Source organism: Pseudomonas sp. Leaf58 (assembly GCF_003627215.1).
Taxonomy (GTDB): Bacteria; Pseudomonadota; Gammaproteobacteria; order Pseudomonadales; family Pseudomonadaceae; genus Aquipseudomonas.
In genome coordinates this window covers 3,096,883-3,115,948 of sequence record NZ_CP032677.1, presented here as the reverse complement: position 1 = coordinate 3,115,948, position 19,066 = coordinate 3,096,883, and the positions used below count along the sequence as shown (strand labels likewise).

The 19,066-nt window shown below is 67.0% G+C and carries 16 protein-coding genes; 13 read left to right on the top strand and 3 right to left on the bottom strand.

Going from position 1 to position 19,066, the window contains the following annotated elements; all coding sequences use genetic code 11:
* Positions 1-1,335 (bottom strand): MFS transporter, encoded by a 1,335-nt coding sequence (locus DV532_RS14420; RefSeq protein ID WP_056805298.1) that lies wholly within the window; start codon positions 1,333-1,335, stop codon positions 1-3.
* The gene (locus DV532_RS14415) at positions 1,332-2,315 is read right to left on the bottom strand and encodes a flavin reductase family protein (RefSeq protein ID WP_056802293.1); all 984 of its coding nucleotides are present in this window, start codon (positions 2,313-2,315) and stop codon (positions 1,332-1,334) included. The genes DV532_RS14420 and DV532_RS14415 overlap by 4 nt, the downstream gene beginning before the upstream one ends.
* A 186-nt stretch (positions 2,316-2,501) precedes the next feature.
* On the opposite strand from DV532_RS14415, the gene DV532_RS14410 reads away from it, so the two are divergent.
* The 5 genes from DV532_RS14410 to DV532_RS14390 all read left to right on the top strand — a co-directional run bounded on the left by DV532_RS14410 (position 2,502) and on the right by DV532_RS14390 (position 9,851).
* The gene (locus DV532_RS14410) at positions 2,502-3,938 is read left to right on the top strand and encodes a coniferyl aldehyde dehydrogenase (RefSeq protein ID WP_056802291.1); all 1,437 of its coding nucleotides are present in this window, start codon (positions 2,502-2,504) and stop codon (positions 3,936-3,938) included.
* Between the two features lie 32 nt (positions 3,939-3,970).
* The gene (locus DV532_RS14405) at positions 3,971-5,551 is read left to right on the top strand and encodes an amidase (protein WP_056802288.1); all 1,581 of its coding nucleotides are present in this window, start codon (positions 3,971-3,973) and stop codon (positions 5,549-5,551) included.
* A 141-nt stretch (positions 5,552-5,692) separates the two neighbouring features.
* Complete coding sequence (locus tag DV532_RS14400) at positions 5,693-7,414, top strand: FAD-binding protein (RefSeq protein ID WP_056802285.1); 1,722 nt, start codon at positions 5,693-5,695, stop codon at positions 7,412-7,414.
* The gene (locus DV532_RS14395; protein ID WP_056802283.1) at positions 7,411-9,087 is read left to right on the top strand and encodes an FAD-binding protein; all 1,677 of its coding nucleotides are present in this window, start codon (positions 7,411-7,413) and stop codon (positions 9,085-9,087) included. The genes DV532_RS14400 and DV532_RS14395 overlap by 4 nt, the downstream gene beginning before the upstream one ends.
* Positions 9,084-9,851 (top strand): SDR family oxidoreductase, encoded by a 768-nt coding sequence (locus tag DV532_RS14390; protein WP_056802279.1) that lies wholly within the window; start codon positions 9,084-9,086, stop codon positions 9,849-9,851. Before DV532_RS14395 ends, DV532_RS14390 begins: the two co-directional genes overlap by 4 nt.
* 131 nt (positions 9,852-9,982) lie before the next feature.
* Here the strand turns inward: DV532_RS14390 and DV532_RS14385 are convergent, their stop codons facing one another.
* Positions 9,983-10,768, bottom strand: a complete 786-nt coding sequence (locus DV532_RS14385) for an enoyl-CoA hydratase (protein ID WP_056802276.1) — start codon at positions 10,766-10,768, stop codon at positions 9,983-9,985.
* 137 nt (positions 10,769-10,905) lie between these two features.
* On the opposite strand from DV532_RS14385, the gene DV532_RS14380 reads away from it, so the two are divergent.
* The 8 genes from DV532_RS14380 to DV532_RS14345 all read left to right on the top strand — a co-directional run bounded on the left by DV532_RS14380 (position 10,906) and on the right by DV532_RS14345 (position 19,058).
* Positions 10,906-11,679: an SDR family oxidoreductase gene (locus DV532_RS14380; RefSeq protein ID WP_056802273.1), complete on the top strand. Its 774-nt coding sequence runs from the start codon at positions 10,906-10,908 to the stop codon at positions 11,677-11,679.
* 57 nt (positions 11,680-11,736) lie between these two features.
* Complete coding sequence (locus DV532_RS14375; protein WP_056802272.1) at positions 11,737-12,705, top strand: bifunctional MaoC family dehydratase N-terminal/OB-fold nucleic acid binding domain-containing protein; 969 nt, start codon at positions 11,737-11,739, stop codon at positions 12,703-12,705.
* A gap of 12 nt (positions 12,706-12,717) precedes the next feature.
* Complete coding sequence (locus tag DV532_RS14370; RefSeq protein WP_056802269.1) at positions 12,718-13,851, top strand: acyl-CoA dehydrogenase family protein; 1,134 nt, start codon at positions 12,718-12,720, stop codon at positions 13,849-13,851.
* Positions 13,823-14,242 carry a MaoC family dehydratase gene (locus DV532_RS14365; RefSeq protein WP_056802268.1) on the top strand — a complete coding sequence of 140 codons (420 nt, stop codon included), beginning with the start codon at positions 13,823-13,825 and terminating at the stop codon, positions 14,240-14,242. Before DV532_RS14370 ends, DV532_RS14365 begins: the two co-directional genes overlap by 29 nt.
* 14 nt (positions 14,243-14,256) lie before the next feature.
* Positions 14,257-15,435: a lipid-transfer protein gene (locus DV532_RS14360; RefSeq protein ID WP_056805295.1), complete on the top strand. Its 1,179-nt coding sequence runs from the start codon at positions 14,257-14,259 to the stop codon at positions 15,433-15,435.
* A 10-nt stretch (positions 15,436-15,445) separates the two neighbouring features.
* Positions 15,446-16,615, top strand: coding sequence for an acyl-CoA dehydrogenase family protein (locus DV532_RS14355; protein ID WP_056802266.1), 1,170 nt, complete (start codon positions 15,446-15,448; stop codon positions 16,613-16,615).
* An 86-nt stretch (positions 16,616-16,701) separates the two neighbouring features.
* A complete protein-coding gene (locus tag DV532_RS14350; protein ID WP_056802264.1) occupies positions 16,702-17,907 on the top strand; it encodes an acyl-CoA dehydrogenase family protein in 1,206 nt (401 codons plus the stop codon).
* A complete protein-coding gene (locus DV532_RS14345) occupies positions 17,904-19,058 on the top strand; it encodes an acyl-CoA dehydrogenase family protein (protein ID WP_056802262.1) in 1,155 nt (384 codons plus the stop codon). Before DV532_RS14350 ends, DV532_RS14345 begins: the two co-directional genes overlap by 4 nt.
* Positions 19,059-19,066 lie beyond the last annotated feature (8 nt).

The window sequence follows — 19,066 nt, the reverse complement described above, 5'->3', positions numbered from 1 at the left end:
TTACTCCACGGGCAAGGCCGCTGGCCGGGCTTGCCCCGTCACATGCAGCGACGTGCGCAGCAACAGCAGCACCGCACCCAGCACCGGCAGGCTGACCAGCAGCAACGCATAACGCAGCGATTGCACGCCGTACAGCGGTTGCAGCAGGTCGCTGAGCAGGCCCGTCAGCAAGGGGCCGACACCTACGCCCAGCAGGGTGCTAACGATAGTCTGCAAGGCCATCGCCGTGCCGCGCCGCTGGGGCGGGACCAGTTGCGTCACCAGGTTGTACGACGGCGCGACCCACCACACCGCAAAGAAGCTGTACAGCGCACACCAGAGCATGGCCGCCGGTACCGGCAGGGCACCGAGGGTGAGCAGCAGGTCGCTGGGCCACAACAGGTAGCTGATCAACGCCGAAAGCGCCGCCAGGTGGCCGAACATGGGCAGCGACAGTTGCCAGTGTGCGGCGCGGCGGCCCAGGCGGTCGCTCAGCCAGCCGCTGAACAGCCCGCCAACCCCGGCAGCGCTGCCGCAGACCACGCCAGCGAGGATGCCGGCGTCCTGTAGCGACAGGCCATGGGAGCGCACCAGGAAGCTGGTATTCCACATGGCCACGGCGTAGGAGCCCAGCGTGGTCAGCCCACCGGCGACAATCAGCCAGCGATACGGCGCCAACGCCCACAGCGCGGAGGCTTCGGCGCGCAGGCCAAGGCGCACTGCAGGGGCAGGGTGGGCGCTCAGGTCCCAGCGGCCGCGTGCTGGTTCACGCACCAGCAGCCCAAGCGTGGCGGCAAATACCAGGGCAGGCAGGCCCAAGGCGACAAACGCCGTGCGCCAGCCATATTGCTCGACCACCCAGGCACCGATGCTCAGGCCGATGATCGACGAGAACGTCGGCGCAGCGGTGAAGCAACTGATGGCGAACGAGCGCCGTTGCGGCGGGTACAGGTCGGCGATCAGCGACAGCGACGCCGAGGTGGTCGGTGCTTCGCTCACTGCCACCAGCATGCGCGCCAGGGCCAGCACCAGAAAGCTGCCCGCCAGCCCGCACAGCATCGTCGCCAGCGCCCACAGCAGGCAGGCCACAGCCAGCAGGCGCACCCGCGGCAGGCGGTCGACCAGGCGCCCGGCGGGCAGGCCGAGCAGGGCATAGACGGCGGCGAACGCCAGGCCCGAAATCAACCCTAACGCGCTATCGCCCACGCCGAACTCGGCCTTGATCGGCTCGAACATCACCGCCAGGATCTGCCGGCCAACGAAGTTGTCGGCGAACACCGCCGCCATCAGCAGCAACAGGCCATGGCTGCGCCAGCCGACCCTCGTCGCCGGCAGGGTCGGCGCGGCGCTGCTCATCGCGGCGCCCACAGGTCGGGCAAGCCGGGGTCACTGACCACGATCAAGCGCTTGAGCAGTACCTTGAGCATGTGCGCATCGGCTTCGCCCAGTTTGGCGATGAGTTCCTCCTCCACCACCTTGGCCAGGGCTACTTGCTGCAACGACAGCTCGCGGCCATCAGCCGTGAGCACGAAGCGCGGCTGCCCGGCAGCGCCTTCAATGGCCACCAGGCCCTGGCGTTCGAGGAAGCGCATGCCGGCCAGGGTGACCACGTGGCCGGTGTAGCTGACGAAGGTGTTGAGTTCTTCGAGGCTCAGGTCGTCACGGATCGACAACACGGCCAGGACGAAGAAGGCCTGTTCATCCAGCTGGCGGTTGCTCAGCAGGTGGCGCAATTGGTTGAGCACCTGGTAATGGCTACGGCCCAGCAGGTAACCCAGCAAGTCTTCGGTGTAGCTGCATTCGGGCGGCGGTGGCGTGGTCGCCAGGCGCAGCTCGCTGCGTGGTTTGCGCGTGGCCAGGGCGTACTGGCCGCTTTGGAAGGCCAGCGGCGCGCGGTCGCTGTGGTCGAAGGCCAGCACCTCGCCAACGAAGATCACATGGTCGCCGCCCTCGTACTGGAAGGCCGTGCGGCACTGAAAGCGCGCAGTGCAGTCCTGCAGCAGCGGGGCATCGCTGATGCCGTTATCCAGTTCGATTTCGGCAAACTTATCCTCGCCCTGGGTGGCGAAGCGGCCAGACAGTTTTTCCTGTTCGATCGACAGCACATGCACGTTCCAGTGCTTGCCGTTGCTGAACGCCGGTAGGCTACGGGCCTGCTTGGACAGGCTCCACAGCACCAGCGGCGGGTTCAGCGACACCGAGTTGAAGCTGTTGGCGGTAATGCCAACCGGCGTGCCGTCATCGGCCTGGGAGGTGATGATGGTGACGCCGGTGGTAAAGGTGCCGAGTGCGGCCCGGAAGGCCTGAGGGTCAAAACCGATCTGTTGGGTTGCCATGGCTGGCCTCTTGCGGGTGGCTTTTTCGTGGCCTCAGTATTGGCCGCCAGGCCTTGCCAGGCATCGTCTCAACGGACTAACGCTTTTGCTCGATTCTGGTCCGATTGGACGAGGCGCCAACCCCGGCGCCATGGCTAGTGTGGCGCCGTGCGCATCGGGCGCACCTCATAGCCAGAGGAGACACCTATGCAACCCGCTCCGTCATCGGTCGAGGCGCTTTGCGCCCTGTTAACGCGGCAAAAAAGCGCCTTCGCTGCCGAGGGTGCGGTCAGTGCCGAGTGCCGTCGCCAGCGCCTGCAGCAGGTGATCGACCTGCTGGTGCGCCACCATGCAGTCCTGACCCAGGCCATTGACGAAGACTTTGGTGGCCGGCCTGCCGGCTTTACGCTAATGAACGATGTGATCGGCGCCCTGGCCAGCCTCAAGCACGCCAGGGACCATCTGCAGCAGTGGATGGCCGATGACCAACGGCAACCGTTCGCGCCCTACGACCAGTTGGGTGCCAAGGCCTGGGTGCGTTACCAGCCCAAAGGCTCGGTGGGCATCATTGGCACCTGGAACGCCCCGCTGTACACCTTGTTCAGCCCGTTGGCGTCGGCCCTGGCCGCTGGCAACCGGGCTATCCTCAAGCCTTCGGAAGTGCTGCCGCGCACCGCTGCGTTGGTTGCCGAACTGTGCGCTGCGCACCTCGACCCGCTGCAGGTGGCGGTAGTGACCGGTGGGCCGGACCTTGCCGAAGCCTTCACCGCTCAGCCGTTCGACCACCTGGTGTTCACCGGCAGCACCGCGGTGGGCCGCCTGGTAATGGCCAATGCCTCGAAAAACCTGGTGCCGGTGACCCTGGAGCTGGGTGGCAAGTCGCCGGTGATCGTGTCGGCCACTGCCGACCTGGCCAAGGCGGCCTTCAGCGTTGCGCTGGCCAAGGCCACCAACGCCGGGCAGATCTGCATCAACCCAGACCTGGTCTATGTGCCCCGTGCTGCCTTGGAAGGCTTTGTCGCCGAGTTGCGCAGCGCCTACTGTGCGTTCAACCCGACCGTTGCCGATAACCCAGACGTAGTCGCGGTGGTCAATGCCCGGCACCTGGCGCGGGTCGATGCACTGGTGCAGGACGCGCAGGCACTCGGCGCGCGCATCGAAGCGATGCCCGCGGTCGCCCCCGGGGCCGCGGGTGAGCGCCGCCGGCCGTTGCAGGTGGTGGTCAACCCGCCCGCGCAGGCGCACATCATGCACGAGGAGATTTTTGGCCCGGCACTGGTAGTGCTGGCCTATGACGCCTTGGACGAGGTGATCGCCCAGATCAACAGCCGGCCCAGGCCGCTGGCGCTGTACTACTTTGGCGACGACCTGCACGAGCAACAGCGGGTACTCGCCCACACCCTGTCTGGCGGCGTCACGCTTAACGACGTGATGATGCATGCAGCGCTGCACGACGCACCGTTCGGGGGTGTGGGCGCCTCGGGCATGGGGCATTATCACGGTCGTGAGGGTTTCCTGGAATTCAGCCACCCGCGCAGCGTGTTCCAGGCGCCAGGGCACGACCCGCGCCGTGAATGGGGGCTGCTGCCGCCCTACGGCGAGCATTACCTCGCCGCCATGCTGGCCCAGGTCACTGCCGACTGATGCGTAATCACAACAATAAAGAACAGGACGCCATGACTACCCAAACCCCAGACCCACACACCACCCCCAGCGACACCACGGCCAGTTGGTCCCGGCGCAGCGTGCTCAAAGCCAGCGCAGTTGGCGTGGGCGTTGGCCTGCTAGGGCGTTTTGCCGACGCGGCTGGCAGCGGTCTGTCGCCAGCCGACTATCAAAGCCTCGACGCCTGGGCCATGGCCGAGGCGGTGCGCGCTGGCCGCCTCAGTGGCGAGGAGCTGCTGGCTGCGGCGCTGGCCCGGCATGCCGCCGTCAACCCCCGGGTGGCGGCGGTGAACATGCTGCACGAGGATTATGCACGGGCTTTGCTGGCCCGCCGGCGCAGTGCCGGTGACAGCGCCAAGGGCGCGCTGGCCGGGGTGCCGCTGCTGCTCAAGGACCTCAACACTTACCTGCAAGGCACGCCCACCAGCAATGGTTGCAGGCTGTTCCGCGACGCGCCGCCGGCCAGTGTCACCAGTACCCTGATCGCCCGCTACGAGCAGGCCGGCGCGGTGCCGTTCGGCAAGACCACCTGCCCGGAGTTCGGCCTGACCACCACCACCGAATCGCTGCTGTGGGGGCAAACCCGCAACCCGTGGAACCTGGCCATGAGCGCCGGTGGTTCATCGGGCGGTGCGGCTGCGGCGGTGGCGGCCGGGATCGTGCCGGTGGCGCATGCCACCGACGGCGGTGGCTCAATCCGTATCCCGGCGTCGTACTGCGGCCTGGTCGGGCTCAAGCCCAGCCGCTATCGCACCCCCAGCGGCCCGCTGCACTACGAGGGCTGGTTCGGCGCCAGCGTCGGCAACGTGGTATCGCGCACGTTGCGTGACACCGCGTTGTTCCTCGATGCCGGGCAGGGGCACGAGGCCGGCAGTGCCTACTGGAGCGCACCTCTGGAGCGCCCCTATGTAGACGAACTGCAGCGTGCCCCGGGCAAGCTGCGGGTGGCCGTGGTGCGCCAGTCGCTGACCGGGGCGCCACTCGATGCGGCGGTGGCTGCCACCCTCGAACAAACGATCAAGCAGTTGCTCGGCCTTGGGCATGAACTTGAAGAGCTGCAACTGAAGGTGGACCCGCGCGAATTGTTCGGCGCCCACGGCACGGTGATCGGCACGGCGCTGTCGAGCCTGGTTCACGAGCGCGAGCAGCTGCTGGGGCGTGCAGCCGGCCCGGCCGACCTGGAGCAGATCACCCAGGTGGTACTGGAGCGCGCCCGCGCCACCAATGGCGAGGCGATGTACCGCGCGCGGCAAAGTTTCGAGCGCATTGGCGCGGCCATGGAGCAACCGTTCGCCCGTTTCGATGTGATTCTGTCGCCGGTCACGGCCAACCTCACCCCGGCGTTGGGCCAGCTTAGCCTCGACCAGCCGTGGGACAGCTACGCCCAGCGGGCGATGGGCAGCGCCGGCTTCACCGTGCTGGCCAACGTCAGTGGCCAGCCGGCGATTTCCCTGCCATTGGGGCACAGCGACAACGGCTTGCCGGTGGGCATGCTGTTCACCGCCCGGCTGGGCGGCGAGGACGTGCTGCTGCGCCTGGCCAGCCAGTTGGAGCAGGACCGCCCGTGGGCCGCGCGTAGGGCGGTGCTGTAACGCCAGCAGGGTAGGCGGGCGCCTAGTCCGCTTTGACGATGAGTGCCCGTCGGCCAGCGCCGATCATGGGATGCCCGCCGCCGGCAAAGGCTCGATGGCGCTGGCGGCATCTCCCTGACCTTAGCGAATGGCACAACAACAATGACGGCTCAAGATCAGTCTCAAACCCAGTACGACGTGATAGTGGTCGGCTCGGGGGCCGGTGCGATGACCTCGGCGGTGTTTCTTGCCGACCAGGGTTTCAGCGTGCTGGTCCTGGAAAAGAGCGACAAGTTCGGCGGCACCTCGGCCATCTCCGGGGGCGGCATCTGGATCCCCAACAACCACTACTTTGCGCGCCAGGGCGGCAACGACAGCGTCGAGCAGGCACGCCGCTACCTCGATGCCGCTGCGGGCGGCCAAGTCGACCCGGCCCGCCTGCAGGCCTACTTGGACAACGCCCCGAAAATGATCGAAGCGTTGACCCGCTGCAGCCGCGTGCGCTATGCCGTGGCGGCGAAATACCCAGATTATTACCCGCACTTACCCGGTGCCTTGCCGGGCGGGCGCACCCTTGACCCGGAGCTGTTCGACAGCAGCCTGCTCGGCGCCGAACTGGACAACCTGCGCAAGCCGTCGCCGTCGACCCTGCTGATGGGGCGCATTGCCTGGACCGCGCGCGATGCGCACAAGGCCATGGCCCGCAGCTTTGGCTGGCGCCTGTTGATCCTGCGGTTGATGCTGCGCTACAAACTCGACTTCAAATGGCGACGCAAAAGCCGCTTCGACCGCCGCGCTGCGCTGGGCAGTTCGCTGGTGTGCTCGCTGCGCCGCTCGCTGATGGACCGCAACATACCGCTGTGGTTGAACAGCGACTTCCGCGAGCTGCTGATGGAGCACGGCCGGGTCACCGGTGTGCGGGTGTGCCGCGATGGCCGCGACATCAACCTGCAGGCCCGCCACGGGGTGATCCTGGCCTCTGGCGGCTTCGAGCAGAACCAGGCCTTGCGCGAGCAATACTTGCCCAAGCCAACGCGCATGGCCTGGAGCGCCACGCCGCCGGGCAACAACACCGGTGCTGCGCTGCAGGCCGGCCTGGCCCAAGGCGCCGCCACGGCGCTGATGGACTGGGCCTGGTGGGCGCCGACCATCGCCGTGCCGGGTGAAGACAAACCGCGCGGCATTTTCGCCGAGCGTGCGTTCCCCGGCGCCATCGTGGTCAATGGCCACGGCCAGCGCTTCGTCAACGAGGCCGCGCCGTACCTGGAATTCGTCGATGCCATGCACCGCGATAACACGCGCAGTGGCGGGCGTTCGGTACCGGCCTGGGTGATTTTCGACGGGCACTTCCGCTTCAACTACGCCATGGGCCCGCTGATGCCGGCCCAAGTCATGCCCGACAGCCGGTTACGCAAAGAGTGGCGCGATACCCTGTACTGGAAAGCCGACACCCTGGAGGCGCTGGCCGGCAAGATCGGCATCGACGCGCAGGGCTTGGCCAGTACGGTGGACAAAGTCAATGACTATGCGCGCAGCGGGGTCGACCTGGACTTCGGCCGCGGCGGCAATGTGTTCGACCGTTACTATGGCGACTGCAACATTAAACCCAACCCGTGCCTGGCCCCGCTGCGCAAGGGGCCGTACTACGCCATGCGCCTGGATGCCGGCGATATCGGCACCAAGGGCGGCCTGCTGACCAATGCCCAGGCCCAGGTGGTGCGTGAAGATGGCTCGGCAATCGCCGGCCTGTATGCCATCGGCAACTGCTCCGCCTCGGTGATGGGCACCAGCTACCCCGGTGCCGGTGGCACCCTGGGCCCAGCCATGACCTTTGCCTATGTGGCGGCTAACCACCTCGCTGCACAGCGCCGGGAGCGGGTATGAACACGACCGTCACGCCGATTCTCGAACCCCTGCAGGTAAATGACGCCGCTGCACTGCAGTGGCAGGCACAGTGTGATGTGCTGGTGATCGGTTGGGGCGCCGCCGGGGCGTGCGCGGCGCTGCAAGCGCGCGCCCAAGGTGCCGATGTGCTGGTCGCCGACCGCTTCAATGGCGGTGGGGCCAGTGCCCGCAGTGGTGGCGTGGTGTATGCCGGTGGTGGCACGCGGCATCAGCAGGCGGCGGGTTTTGCCGACACGCCCGAGGCGATGTTCGACTACCTCCGGCACGAAACCCAAGGCGTGGTCAGTGACCAGACGCTGCGGCGCTTCTGCGACGAAAGTGCCGCCAACCTGCAATGGCTGGAAAGCCACGGCGCACCGTTCGCGCACCAGATGCCGCCCGGCGGTAAAACCTCGTACCCCCCCGACGGGGCCTTCCTGTACTACTCGGGCAACGAACTGGTACCGGCCTACGGCGGTGCACAGGCGCCGGCGCCGCGCGGTCATCGCACGGTCGGCAAGGGCCAATGCGGTGCGGTGCTGTATGGCCACCTGCAGGCGGCCTGCCTGCGTGCCGGAGTGCGGCCGTTGCCGCAATCGGCGGCCAGGCGCCTGGTGGTCGACCTTGCCGGGCGGGTGATCGGCGCCGAGTTGTGGCGCCTGGCGCCGGGCAGCAAGGAGGCACGCGAGCATGCCCGCTTGGCGGCGCGCGCCGAGCGCCTGCAGAACTTCGTGCCGGGCTACTGCGACCGCTTGCGCCGGCGGCTGAGCGCGCTTGAGCACAAGCACGCCAGGCCCTGCTTGGTGCGGGCGCTGGACGGGGTGGTCCTGAGCACCGGTGGCTTCATCTTCAACCGTGAACTGATCAAGGCCCATGCGCCAGCGTTTCGGCGCAACTTCAAGGTCGGCACCACCGGCTGCGACGGCAGCGGCCTGCGCCTGGGCCACAGTGTCGGCGCTGCCAGCGACCGCCTGCAGCGGGTATCGGCCTGGCGCTTCATCAACCCACCGTACAGTTGGCACAAGGGCATTGTGGTCAACCGTGCCGGCGAGCGTTTTTGCAACGAAGAAGTGTATGGCGCCACCCTTGGCCAGCCATTGATGGAAGAGCAGGGCGGGCAGGCCTGGCTGGTGCTCGATGCGCCGCTGCGCAAGCGCGCCCTGCGCGAGGCGTTGTTCGGTGGCTATTGGTGGTTCCAGGCGTTGCCGGCATTGGTGTTGATGCTATTGGGCGCGCGCAAGGGCAAATCCGTGCAGCAGTTGGCGCAAACCACCGGCATGCAGGCCGAGCACCTGCGCCAGGCATTGCTGGCCAACAACGCCGCCGCCCGCGGCCAGGCAGCGGACCCGTTCGGCAAGTCATTGGCAGGGCGCCAGGTGTTGGAGCAGGCACCGTTCTACGCCTGCGACATTTCTGTGGGTAACCCGATCTTCCCGCTGGGGGCGCTGACCCTGGGGGGCCTGCGCGTGGACGAGCAAAGCGGCGCGGTGCTGGATGACGCTGGCCAGGCAATCGCCGGGCTGTTTGCAGCCGGGCGCACGGCGCTGGGTATTCCTTCTCATCTTTATATCAGTGGCCTGTCACTGGCCGACTGCGTGTTCTCCGGGCGTCGCGCCGGCGCAGCCGTGGTGGCCGGGGCACGTTTGAACACAGACTGCGAGGTGGCGTCATGAGTGAACGAAACGGGCGGGTGCAGGGCAAGGTGGCCTTGGTCACCGGGGGCGCCAAGGGTATTGGTGCGGCCAGTGCACGGCTGCTGGTGGAGCAGGGTGCCCAGGTGCTGATCAGCGATATCGATGAACAGGCCGGGCTGGCCTTGGCCGAAGCCCTTGGCCCGGCGGCCAGCTTCATTGTTCACGATGCCAGTGATGAGGCGCAGTGGCAGCGGGTGATGGACGTGATCGCCGAGCGCCATGGCCGGCTGGACATTTTGCTGAACAACGCCGGCATGCTGCAGCCCGGCAACATCGAGGATACCGAACTGCGCGACTGGGACCGGCTGATGCGGGTCAATGCCGCCAGTGTATTTCTCGGCTGCCGGGCAGGTATCGCACTGATGAAGCAGCACGGTGGGTCGATCATCAACCTGTCGTCGGTGGCGGCCCTGGCCGGGCGTGACGATTACTTGGCCTACAGCGCCTCGAAAGGTGCGGTGGCGGCGTTGACCCGTTCGGTAGCGGCGTTGTGCCGGCGGCGCCGCTATCGCATCCGCTGCAACTCGCTGCATCCGGACGGCGTGCTGACCGACATGACCCGTGGCGGCTTCCCCGAGGGTGTCGACCCGGCCCGGTTGACCATCGACAGCGACCCGATGAACCGCATGTGCCTGCCCGAGGATGTGGCGGCCAGTGTGCTGTACCTGGCCAGTGATGAGGCGCGGGCGGTGAATGGGGTGGAGTTGCGAATCGACAGCGGGCAGTTGGTGATGTCGATCTGAAGCGACCGGGGCCGCTTTGCGGCCCTTCACGGGCACGCCCGCTCCCACAGGATTGGCGCAGCCCAGGAGGCATGCGCGGTCCCTGTGGGAGCGGGCGTGCCCGCGAAGGGCTGCAAAGCAGCCCCCCCTGTTCAGCACCCCTCAAACCGCGCCGGCCGTTTCTCGATAAACGCCTGCATCCCTTCCTTCTGGTCGCGCGAGGCAAACAGCAACGCATTGGCCTTGCGCTCCAGCGCCAAGGCCGCGTCCAGTGGCGCATCCATCCCCGCCAAAATCACTTCCTTGATCTGCTCGGCGGCCAGCGCCGGCATCGCTGCAATCACCCGCGCCAGTTCCAGCGCGTGGGCCTGCACCTGGTCATCGTCGACCAGGTCGCTGACCAGCCCGGCCACCCACGCCTCCTCGGCACTGATCGGCTGCCCGGTCAGGGCCATGCGCATGGCCTTGACCTTGCCTACAGCCCTCAGCAGGCGCTGGGTGCCACCGATGCCGGGCATGATGCCAATGCGGATTTCCGGTTGGCAGAAGCGCGCGCCGCGCCCGGCCACGATCAGGTCGGCGAGCATCGCCAGTTCACAGCCGCCGCCGTAGGCATAGCCGCACACGGCCGCGATCACGGGTTTCGGGCAGTGCTGAATCGGCGCCCAAACCCGCTCGGTGTGCCGCTGGTAGATATCGATCGGGCCCACCCCGGCCATGCTGCCGATGTCACCCCCGGCAGCGAACACCTTGTCACCACCGGTCAGCAAAATGCAGCGCACCGCCGGGTCAGCGCCCAGTTCGGCGAAGTGCTGCGATAGCAGGGCTTGCAGCTCCAGGCTCAAGGCATTGGTGGCGTGTGGGCGGTTCAGGCGCAGCAGCGCCACGCCGGGTAGCGGGCGTTCGAGCAGGACCGGTGGTGCAGCGGTGTCAGGCATGGTTTTCCTCACGTGCAAGGGGCGCGATGGCCGCCAGTGTTGCCCCTGGCCCTGGCCTATTCATCGTCCGTTCAGACGAAGTACGGCCTGCCGCGAGCCTCTAGAGTCGGTATGCACAGCAGAACGAGGAACATGCAATGGGGCTTGATTTCAGTGGCAAGGTGGTACTCGTCACCGGCGGCAGCAAGGGCATCGGGGCCGGCATCGCCGAGGGGTTTCTGGCGGCCGGGGCGCAGGTGATCGTCTGCGCCCGCAGCCAACCCGAGCAACTGCCGAGCGCCAATGGGCGCAGCGCGGCGTTCATCGCCGCCGATGTACGCGACGGCGATTCGCTGCAAGCGTTGTTCGACAGCGTCGAGCGTGACTTCGGCCGCCTCGACGTGCTGGTCAACAACGCCGGTGGCAGCCCGTCGGCGGTCGCCGCCACGGCCTCGCCACGGTTTCACGAGAGCATCCTGCGGCTCAACCTGATTGCGCCGCTCAACGCAGCCCAGCATGCCAACCGCTTGATGCAAAGCCAGGCCGAAGGTGGCTGCATCGTCTTCATCGGCAGCATCAGTGCCTTGCGCGCATCGCCCGGCACCGCAGCCTATGGCGCGGCCAAGGCCGGGGTGCTGGCGCTGGTGCAGTCGCTGGCCGTGGAGTGGGCGCCCAAAGTCCGCGTGGTTGCGGTCAGCCCAGGCCTGGTGCTGACCGACCAGGCCCACCTGCACTACGGCAACGCGCACGGCATCGCCGCCGTCAGCGCCGGCATACCCGCCGGGCGTATGGCCGATGCCAGCGACATCGCCAACGCCTGCCTGTACATCGCCTCACCGCTCGCCAGCTACGCCAGCGGTTGCAACCTGCTGCTGCACGGCGGTGGCGAACGCCCGGCGTTTCTCAGCGCGGCACAGGCCTTACCCACTTGATCGACCACCTGGCGGTGGCCGCATCGGCTTGCCGCCCTCACGTTGCAGGAGACGACTTTGGCTGATCCACAATTGCTATCCAGCGTGCGCGCCCTCGTGGGCCGCGAATATGGCCGGGTGTATGCCTGGGATGCGGTGAATGCGCCGATGATCCGCCAGTGGTGCGAGATCATGGGCATCGATAACCCGCTCTACAGCGACGCCGACTTTGCCCAAAGCAGCCCGCACCAGGCGATCGTCGCACCGCCGGCCATGCTTCAGGTGTGGACCATGGAAGGTCTGCATGCCAACAACTACCCACCGGGTTCCACCGAGCAGAACCCCTACGAAGTGCTCAAGCTGATCGAAGAATACGGCTACGCCTCGGTGGTGGCGGTGAACTCCGAGCTGAGCTTCACCCGCCCCGTGCAGCTGGGCGAGCGGCTGTACTACACCACCCGCTTGGACGCGGTGGGCGACGAGAAGACCACCGCCCTGGGCACCGGCTTCTTCGTCACCCTGGTGATGAGCCATTTCGTCGAAAAGCCAGAAGGCGACGAACCGGTGGGCGAGTTGCTGTTCCGCGTGTTCAAGTTCCGCCCGGCCAACCCGCAGCCGGCGGCTAAGCCACAGGCCGCGCTGGCCAAGGCCAAGCGCCCGTTGCCGGGGGTCAGCGACGATACCCGGTTCTTCTGGGAGGGCTGTGCCGAAGGCCGGCTGCTGATCCAGCGCTGCACTGCCTGCGCCACCTTGCGCCACCCACCGGCACCGGTGTGCATGCAGTGCCACAGTTTCGAGTGGGACAGCGTGCAGGCGAGCGGGCGCGGCAGCCTGTATTCGTTCGTGGTCATGCACTACCCGGAAGTGCCGCCGTTCGACCACCCCAACCCAATCGGCCTGATCGAGCTGGACGAAGGCGTGCGCTTGATTGCCGGGCTTAGCGGCGTGCAGCGCGAGCAGTTGCAGATCGGCCAGCGCCTGCAGGTCGAGTTCCACACCTTCGATGAGCAGCAGACCCTGCCATTGTTCCGGCCCGTGGCCGAGTAGGAGGGTGCACGCATGGATTTTCAATTAAGCGAAGACCAGCGCGCCATCGAACAGATGGCCGATAGCCTGTTCAGCGACCACTGCCATGACGACTACCTGCGCCAATGGGACAGCAGTGGCGAGCCGTTGATGGCGCCGCTGTGGGCGCTGTGCCAGGAAACTGGCTTGCACGCCCTGGCCATCCCCGAAGCCCAGGGCGGCAGCGGCCTGGGCATGACCGAGCTGATGTTGGTGCTGCAGGCCCAGGGCCGTAGCCTTGGCCAGGTGCCGCTGTGGCGCCACCAACTGGCTGCCGCGACCCTGGCCTCCTTCGGCTTGGGCGAGGCGGCGCAGCTGGCCGCCAAGGCTGCGTCTGGCAAGCTGTTGCTGAGCCTGTCGCTGGACGGCTTGCATGCTGCGGGCGGCATCGCCCTGAACGCCAGCGCTTGCGCCGAGGGCTGGCAGGTGGCCGGCCAGGTGGCTGCCTTGGCGTTGGGCGGGCAAGCCCAGGCGGCGCTGCTGCCGGTACTTGCCGACGGCCAGCCGCGGTTGTTGTTGCTCGAGCTGGGCGACCCGGCCGTGCGCCGCGTGCCCGGCGTGCTCACCCACGGTGAAGCCATCAGCGACCTGCAGGTCGAGGGCCTGCGGGTCAGCGCCGACCGTGTGTTGCCAGCCGCCGCGCTGGCCTGGCTCGAACCACGCGCCATCGCCGCCTTGGCGGCCTTGCAACTGGGCGTCAGCGCCGAGCATATCCGCCGTACCGTGGCGTATGTCGGCGAGCGCCAGCAGTTCGACCGGCGCATCGGCAGCTTCCAGGCCGTGCAGATGAGCATGGCCGACGCCCATATCGCCTTGGAGGCGTTGCGCAGCGCCCTGTGGCAATTGTGCTACCGCCTGGACGCCGGCCTGCCGGCGCCGTCCGAGGCGCTAGCAACCGCCTACCTGGCTTGCGAAGCGGGCCACCGCATTGGCCATGCCGCCCAGCACGTGCACGGCGGCATTGGCGTCGACCTGACCTACCCGATTCATCGCTTTCTGTACTGGAGCCGCGCCCTCGGGATTGCCCTGGGCGGTTCGGCGGCATGCCTGGAACGGCTCGGCGACTGGCTGAGCGACAACGACAAGCTGGGATGGAAATATGACCTCGAAGAACACCAAGCGCTTTGACGATGTGCGCCCCGGCGAAACCTTGCCGCCCCTGGAAGTGCCGATCACCGTGGCGCTAATCGCCGGCGGGGCGATTGCCACCCGTGACTATTTCCCCGGCCACCACGACCTGGATGCTGCGCGTGAACTGGGCTCGCCCCACGTGTTCATGAACATCCTCACCACCAATGGCCTGGTCCAGCGCTTCGTCGAAGCCTGGGCCGGGCCGCTGGCACGCTTCACCTCGCTGAAAATCAAGCTGGGCGTGCCCAACTACCCCGGCGACTGCATGACCTTCAGCGGCAGTGTGACCAGCCAGGACCCCGAGACCCGCACGGTGGAAGTGACCCTGAGCGGCAAGAATTCCATGGGCAACCACGTGACCGGCACGGTCGCGCTGGTGCTGCCATGACCAGCGGAGGCAGCATGAACGACCTTTCCATTTCTGGGCGCGCCGCCATTGTCGGGCTGGGCGCCACTGAGTTTTCCAAGAACTCCGGGCGCACCGAACTGCGCCTGGCCCTCGAAGCCACCCTGGAGGCCCTGCGCGACGCCGGCATCGACCCGTCGGAAGTGGAGGGGTTCAGCTCCTACTCGGTGGACAAGGTGCCGGAGTACGAAATCGCCCGCCTGCTGGGCTGCAAAGACGTCAAGTTCTTCTCCCAGATACCCCACGGCGGCGGTGCCGCCTGTGCGCCACTGATGCACGCGGCAATGGCGGTGGCCACCGGCGTGGCCAAGGTGGTGGTGGTGTACCGGGCGATGAACGAACGCTCCTGGTACCGCTTTGGCAGCGGCAGCTACGGCTTTGCCGCCACGCCGGTGTTCGACAACGTTAACTACGGCTGGTACATGCCCCACGGCTTCCATACCCCGGCCGCCTGGGTCGGCATGTTCGCCCAGCGCTACATGCACACCTATGGCGCCACCTCCGAGGACTTCGGCCGCGTAGCGGTGGCCGCGCGGGACTTCGCCGCCACCAACCCGAAGGCGTTCTTCCACGGCAAGCCGATTACCCTGGAAGAGCACCAGGCTTCACGCTGGATCTGCGAGCCGCTGCACCTGCTCGACTGCTGCCAGGAGTCAGATGGCGCGGTGGCTATGGTTATCACCTCGGCCGAACGTGCCCGCGACCTGCGGCAGAAGCCGGTAGCCATCAAAGCCGGCTCCCAAGGCATCAGCCAAGGCCAGCAGAGCATGACCTCGTTCTACCGCGACGACATCACCGGCCTGCCGGAAATGGGCGTGGTGGCCAAGGAGCTGTATCGCCAGTCCGGGCTTGGCCCCGAGGCGTTGCAGACAGCGGTGATCTACGACCACTTCACCCCATTCGTGTTGCCGCAACTGGAGGAATTCGGCTTTGCCCGCCGTGGCGAGGCCAAGGAATTCATCCGCGCCGGGCACCATGCCCGTGGCGGCAAGCTGCCGATCAACACCCACGGCGGGCAATTAGGTGAGGCCTACATCCACGGTATGAATGGCGTTGCCGAAGCCGTGCGCCAGGTGCGTGGCACGGCGGTCAACCAGGTGGCGGACGTGGAGAACGTGCTGGTTACCGCCGGTACCGGCGTGCCCACCAGCGGCCTGATTCTTGGCGCGGCCTGAGGAGCGCAGCATGTTCGTCGATCTTACCCCCGAGCAACATGCGCTGCGCCGCCAGGTGCGCGATTACTTCCAGGCGCTGATGACCCCCGAGCTGCGCGAGCGCCTGCGTGGCCAGGAGGGCGGCGAGCTGTACCGGCAGACCGTGCGCCAGATGGGCCGCGATGGCTGGCTGGCGGTGGGTTGGCCCAAGGCCCATGGTGGCCAGGGTTACGCCGCCACCGAACAGTTGATTTTCTTCGAGGAGGCCAACATCGCCGGGGCGCCGCTGCCGTTCGTTACCATCAGTACGGTGGGCCCGGCATTGATGGAACACGGCAGCGCGGCGCAGAAAGCGCGTTTTCTGCCGGGCATCGCCGCGGGCGAAATCATGTTCGCCATCGGCTACTCCGAACCTGATGCCGGTAGCGACCTGGCCGTGCTCAGGACCAGCGCGCGCCTGGATGGCGAGCACTTCGTGGTCAACGGCAACAAGCTGTGGACTTCGGGTGCCGAGTCGGCGGACTTCATCTGGCTGGCCGCGCGCACCGACCCCAGCCAGGCGCGGCACAAAGGCGTGTCAATCCTGATCCTCGACACCCGCCTGCCAGGCTTTGCCAGCACGGTGATCCCCACCACCAGCAACCCGACCGCTGCCACTTACTACGACAACGTCCGGGTGCCCAAGGACATGCTGGTCGGCGAGCTGCATGGCGGCTGGAAGCTGATCACCGCGCAGCTCAACCACGAGCGCCTGGGCCTGGGCTCCTGGTCGGACAAGGTTGCCGGGTTGTTCCGTCGCGTTTACCTGTGGGCCAAGGCGCGTGACGAGCAGGGCCGCCGGGCGATGGACAAGGCCTGGGTGCGCAGCTCGCTGGCCGAATGCTACGCCCGCCTGGAAGCCATGCGCCTGATCAACCTGCGCATTGCCGCCAACCTGGAGCGCGAGCACATGGACGTGGCGCTGAGCTCCACCACCAAGGTGTATGGCTCGGAATCGGCCATCGAGATTTTGCGCCGGCTGTCGGCCATTGTCGGCGCCAATGGCATGGTTCGCGGCGGGGGCGCCGCTGCGCTGCTGCACGGCGACCTGGAGTATGAGCTGCGTGCCTCGGTCACCGTGACCTTCGGCGGCGGTACCAATGAAATCCAGCGCGAGCTGATCGCCCAGTTTGGCCTGGGCATGCCGCGCACCCAGCGCTGAGCCGGTAGCGCTCGGTTCACCCACAACAACGACAACAAAAGGCCCCGCCCCGGCGATGACCGGGGCCGGGCCGAGGGCTGCATCCGATGAGCACGCTAGAGCAATTCCGGCACGACACCCGTGCCTGGTTGGAAGCCAACTGCCCGCAATCGATGCGTACCGCCATGGGCGAAGGCGATGTGGTCTGGGGCGCCAGCCAGCCGCAGTTCCCCAATGACGATGCGCGCGTGTGGTTCGAGCGCATGCGCGACAAGCGCTGGTTCTGCCCCGAATGGCCTGAAGCCTACGGCGGTGCTGGCCTGGATGCCGAGCACGTAGCGGTGTTGGAAAGTGAAATGCGCCGCCTCAAATGCCGGCCACCCCAAATCAACCTGGGTATCTGGATGCTCGGGCCGGTACTGCTGGCCTACGGCAGCGAAGAGCAAAAGCGTAGCCTGCTGCCGCCCATGGCACGCGGCGAAGTGCGCTGGTGCCAGGGCTTTTCCGAGCCGAACGCGGGTTCCGACCTTGCCAGCCTGAAGATGGCCGCGCGCGATGCTGGCGACCACTTCGTGGTCGATGGCAGCAAGATCTGGACGTCTTACGGCGACAAGTCCGACTGGATGTATGCGCTGGTGCGCACCGACCCCCAGGCGCCCAAGCACGAAGGCATCAGCCTGATCGTGCTGGACATGCGAAGCCCCGGGGTGAAGGCGGTGCCAATCGATCTGATCAGCGGCAAGTCGGCGTTCTGCCAGGTGTTCTTCGACGCGGTGAAGGTGCCCAAGCACCAGTTGATCGGCCCGCTCAATGGCGGCTGGAACCTCGGCAAGTACCTGCTGCAGCACGAACGCAAGGCCATGTCGAAGTTCGGCGAGTTCAGCCTGCCGTCGCACTTCGACCTGCTGGCCCTGCTGCGCGAGTACCTGCCCCAGCCCGTCAGCCAAGGTGAACTGGCCTTGCAGGCGCGTGCGGTGGCCTGCGCCATGGACGAACACGCCTATGGTCTGACGGTGCAGCGCATGGCCGAGGAGGGGCGCAGTGGCGACGACATCAGTGGCCTGCTGGCAATCATGAAGCTGCTGCACACCGAGCAGGAACGCGACAAGTTCGAGGTACTGCTCGATGTCATGGGCGGCCATGGCCTGGGCTGGCAGCAGCCGGGCTTCAGCGAGCGCGAACTGGCGGTGACCCGCGCCTGGCTCAACAGCTATGCCCTGACCATTTCCGGTGGGGCCTCGGAAGTGCAGCTCAATGTCATCGCCAAGCGCGTGCTGGGCCTGCCCGACGGCAAAAAAGGAGTATCGGCATGAACCTGCGTTACAACGACGAACATCGCCTGCTGGCCGACAGCGCGCGGGACTTTTTGGCCGCACGCAGCCCGGTGGCGGCACAGCGGCGCCTGCGTGACCAAGGCGTGGCGCAAGGCTTCGATAGCCTGCTGTGGCGCGAGGCGGTTGAGCTGGGCTGGAGCGCGATCCCGTTTGCGCCGCACCTGGGTGGGTTGGACTTTGGTTGCATGGGCCTGGGGCCGCTATTCGAAGCCAAGGGCCAACACCTGTCAGCGACACCGCTGTTGTCCAGCGTGGTGCTGGCCGGCTCGCTGCTGGCACTGGCCGGTTCGGCCCAGCAGCAGGGCGAATGGTTGCAGCCAGCGATTCGCGGTGAGCGGCGCCTGGCCTTGGCCCTGGAGGAGAGTGGTCGCCATCGGCCCCGCGACATTGCCCTGGCGGCGGTGGCCAATGGTGAAGGCTTTTGCCTCACGGGGGAAAAGTTTTGGGTCATCGACGGTGTCGGTGCCGACGCCTACGTGGTGGCGGCGCGTACCGCCGGCCAGCCGGGCGAGGAGCAGGGCATCAGCTTGTTCCTGGTGCCGGCGGATACCCCAGGCCTGAAGTGCAGCGTGCTGCCCTTGATTGACTCGCGCAACAGCGGGCGCTTGCACTTCGACCAGGTACGCCTGGGCCCTGAGGCGCTGCTGGGTGTGCCCGGCACTGCCTGGGCGGTGCTGGATGCTGTGCTGGACCGCGGCCGGGCGTGCCTGGCGGCAGAGCTGCTGGGCGCCGCGCAGCAACTGTTCGAGACCACCGTGGAGTACCTCAAGACCCGCGTGCAATTCGACGTGCCGATCGGTTCGTTCCAGGCCCTGCAGCACCGCGCGGCAAAACTGTACAGCGACCTGGCCCTGGCCCGCAGTGCAGTGATGGCCGGTTTGGCGGCGCTGGATGAAACGCAGCTGGCCCCGGCCCAGCGCGGGCGGTTGGTCAGCTTGGCCAAGTGGAAGGCCGGCGATACCGCGCTGAAAGTCGCCAACGAAGCGGTGCAGATGCACGGCGGCATTGGTGTGACCGACGAGCTGGATGTCGGCCTGTACCTCAAGCGGGTGCGGGTGGCCCAGGCCTGCCTGGGTGATCGCGACTTCCATTGCGAACGTTATGCGGCCCTCGACGAAGCCTGCGCCTGAGCGCAGCG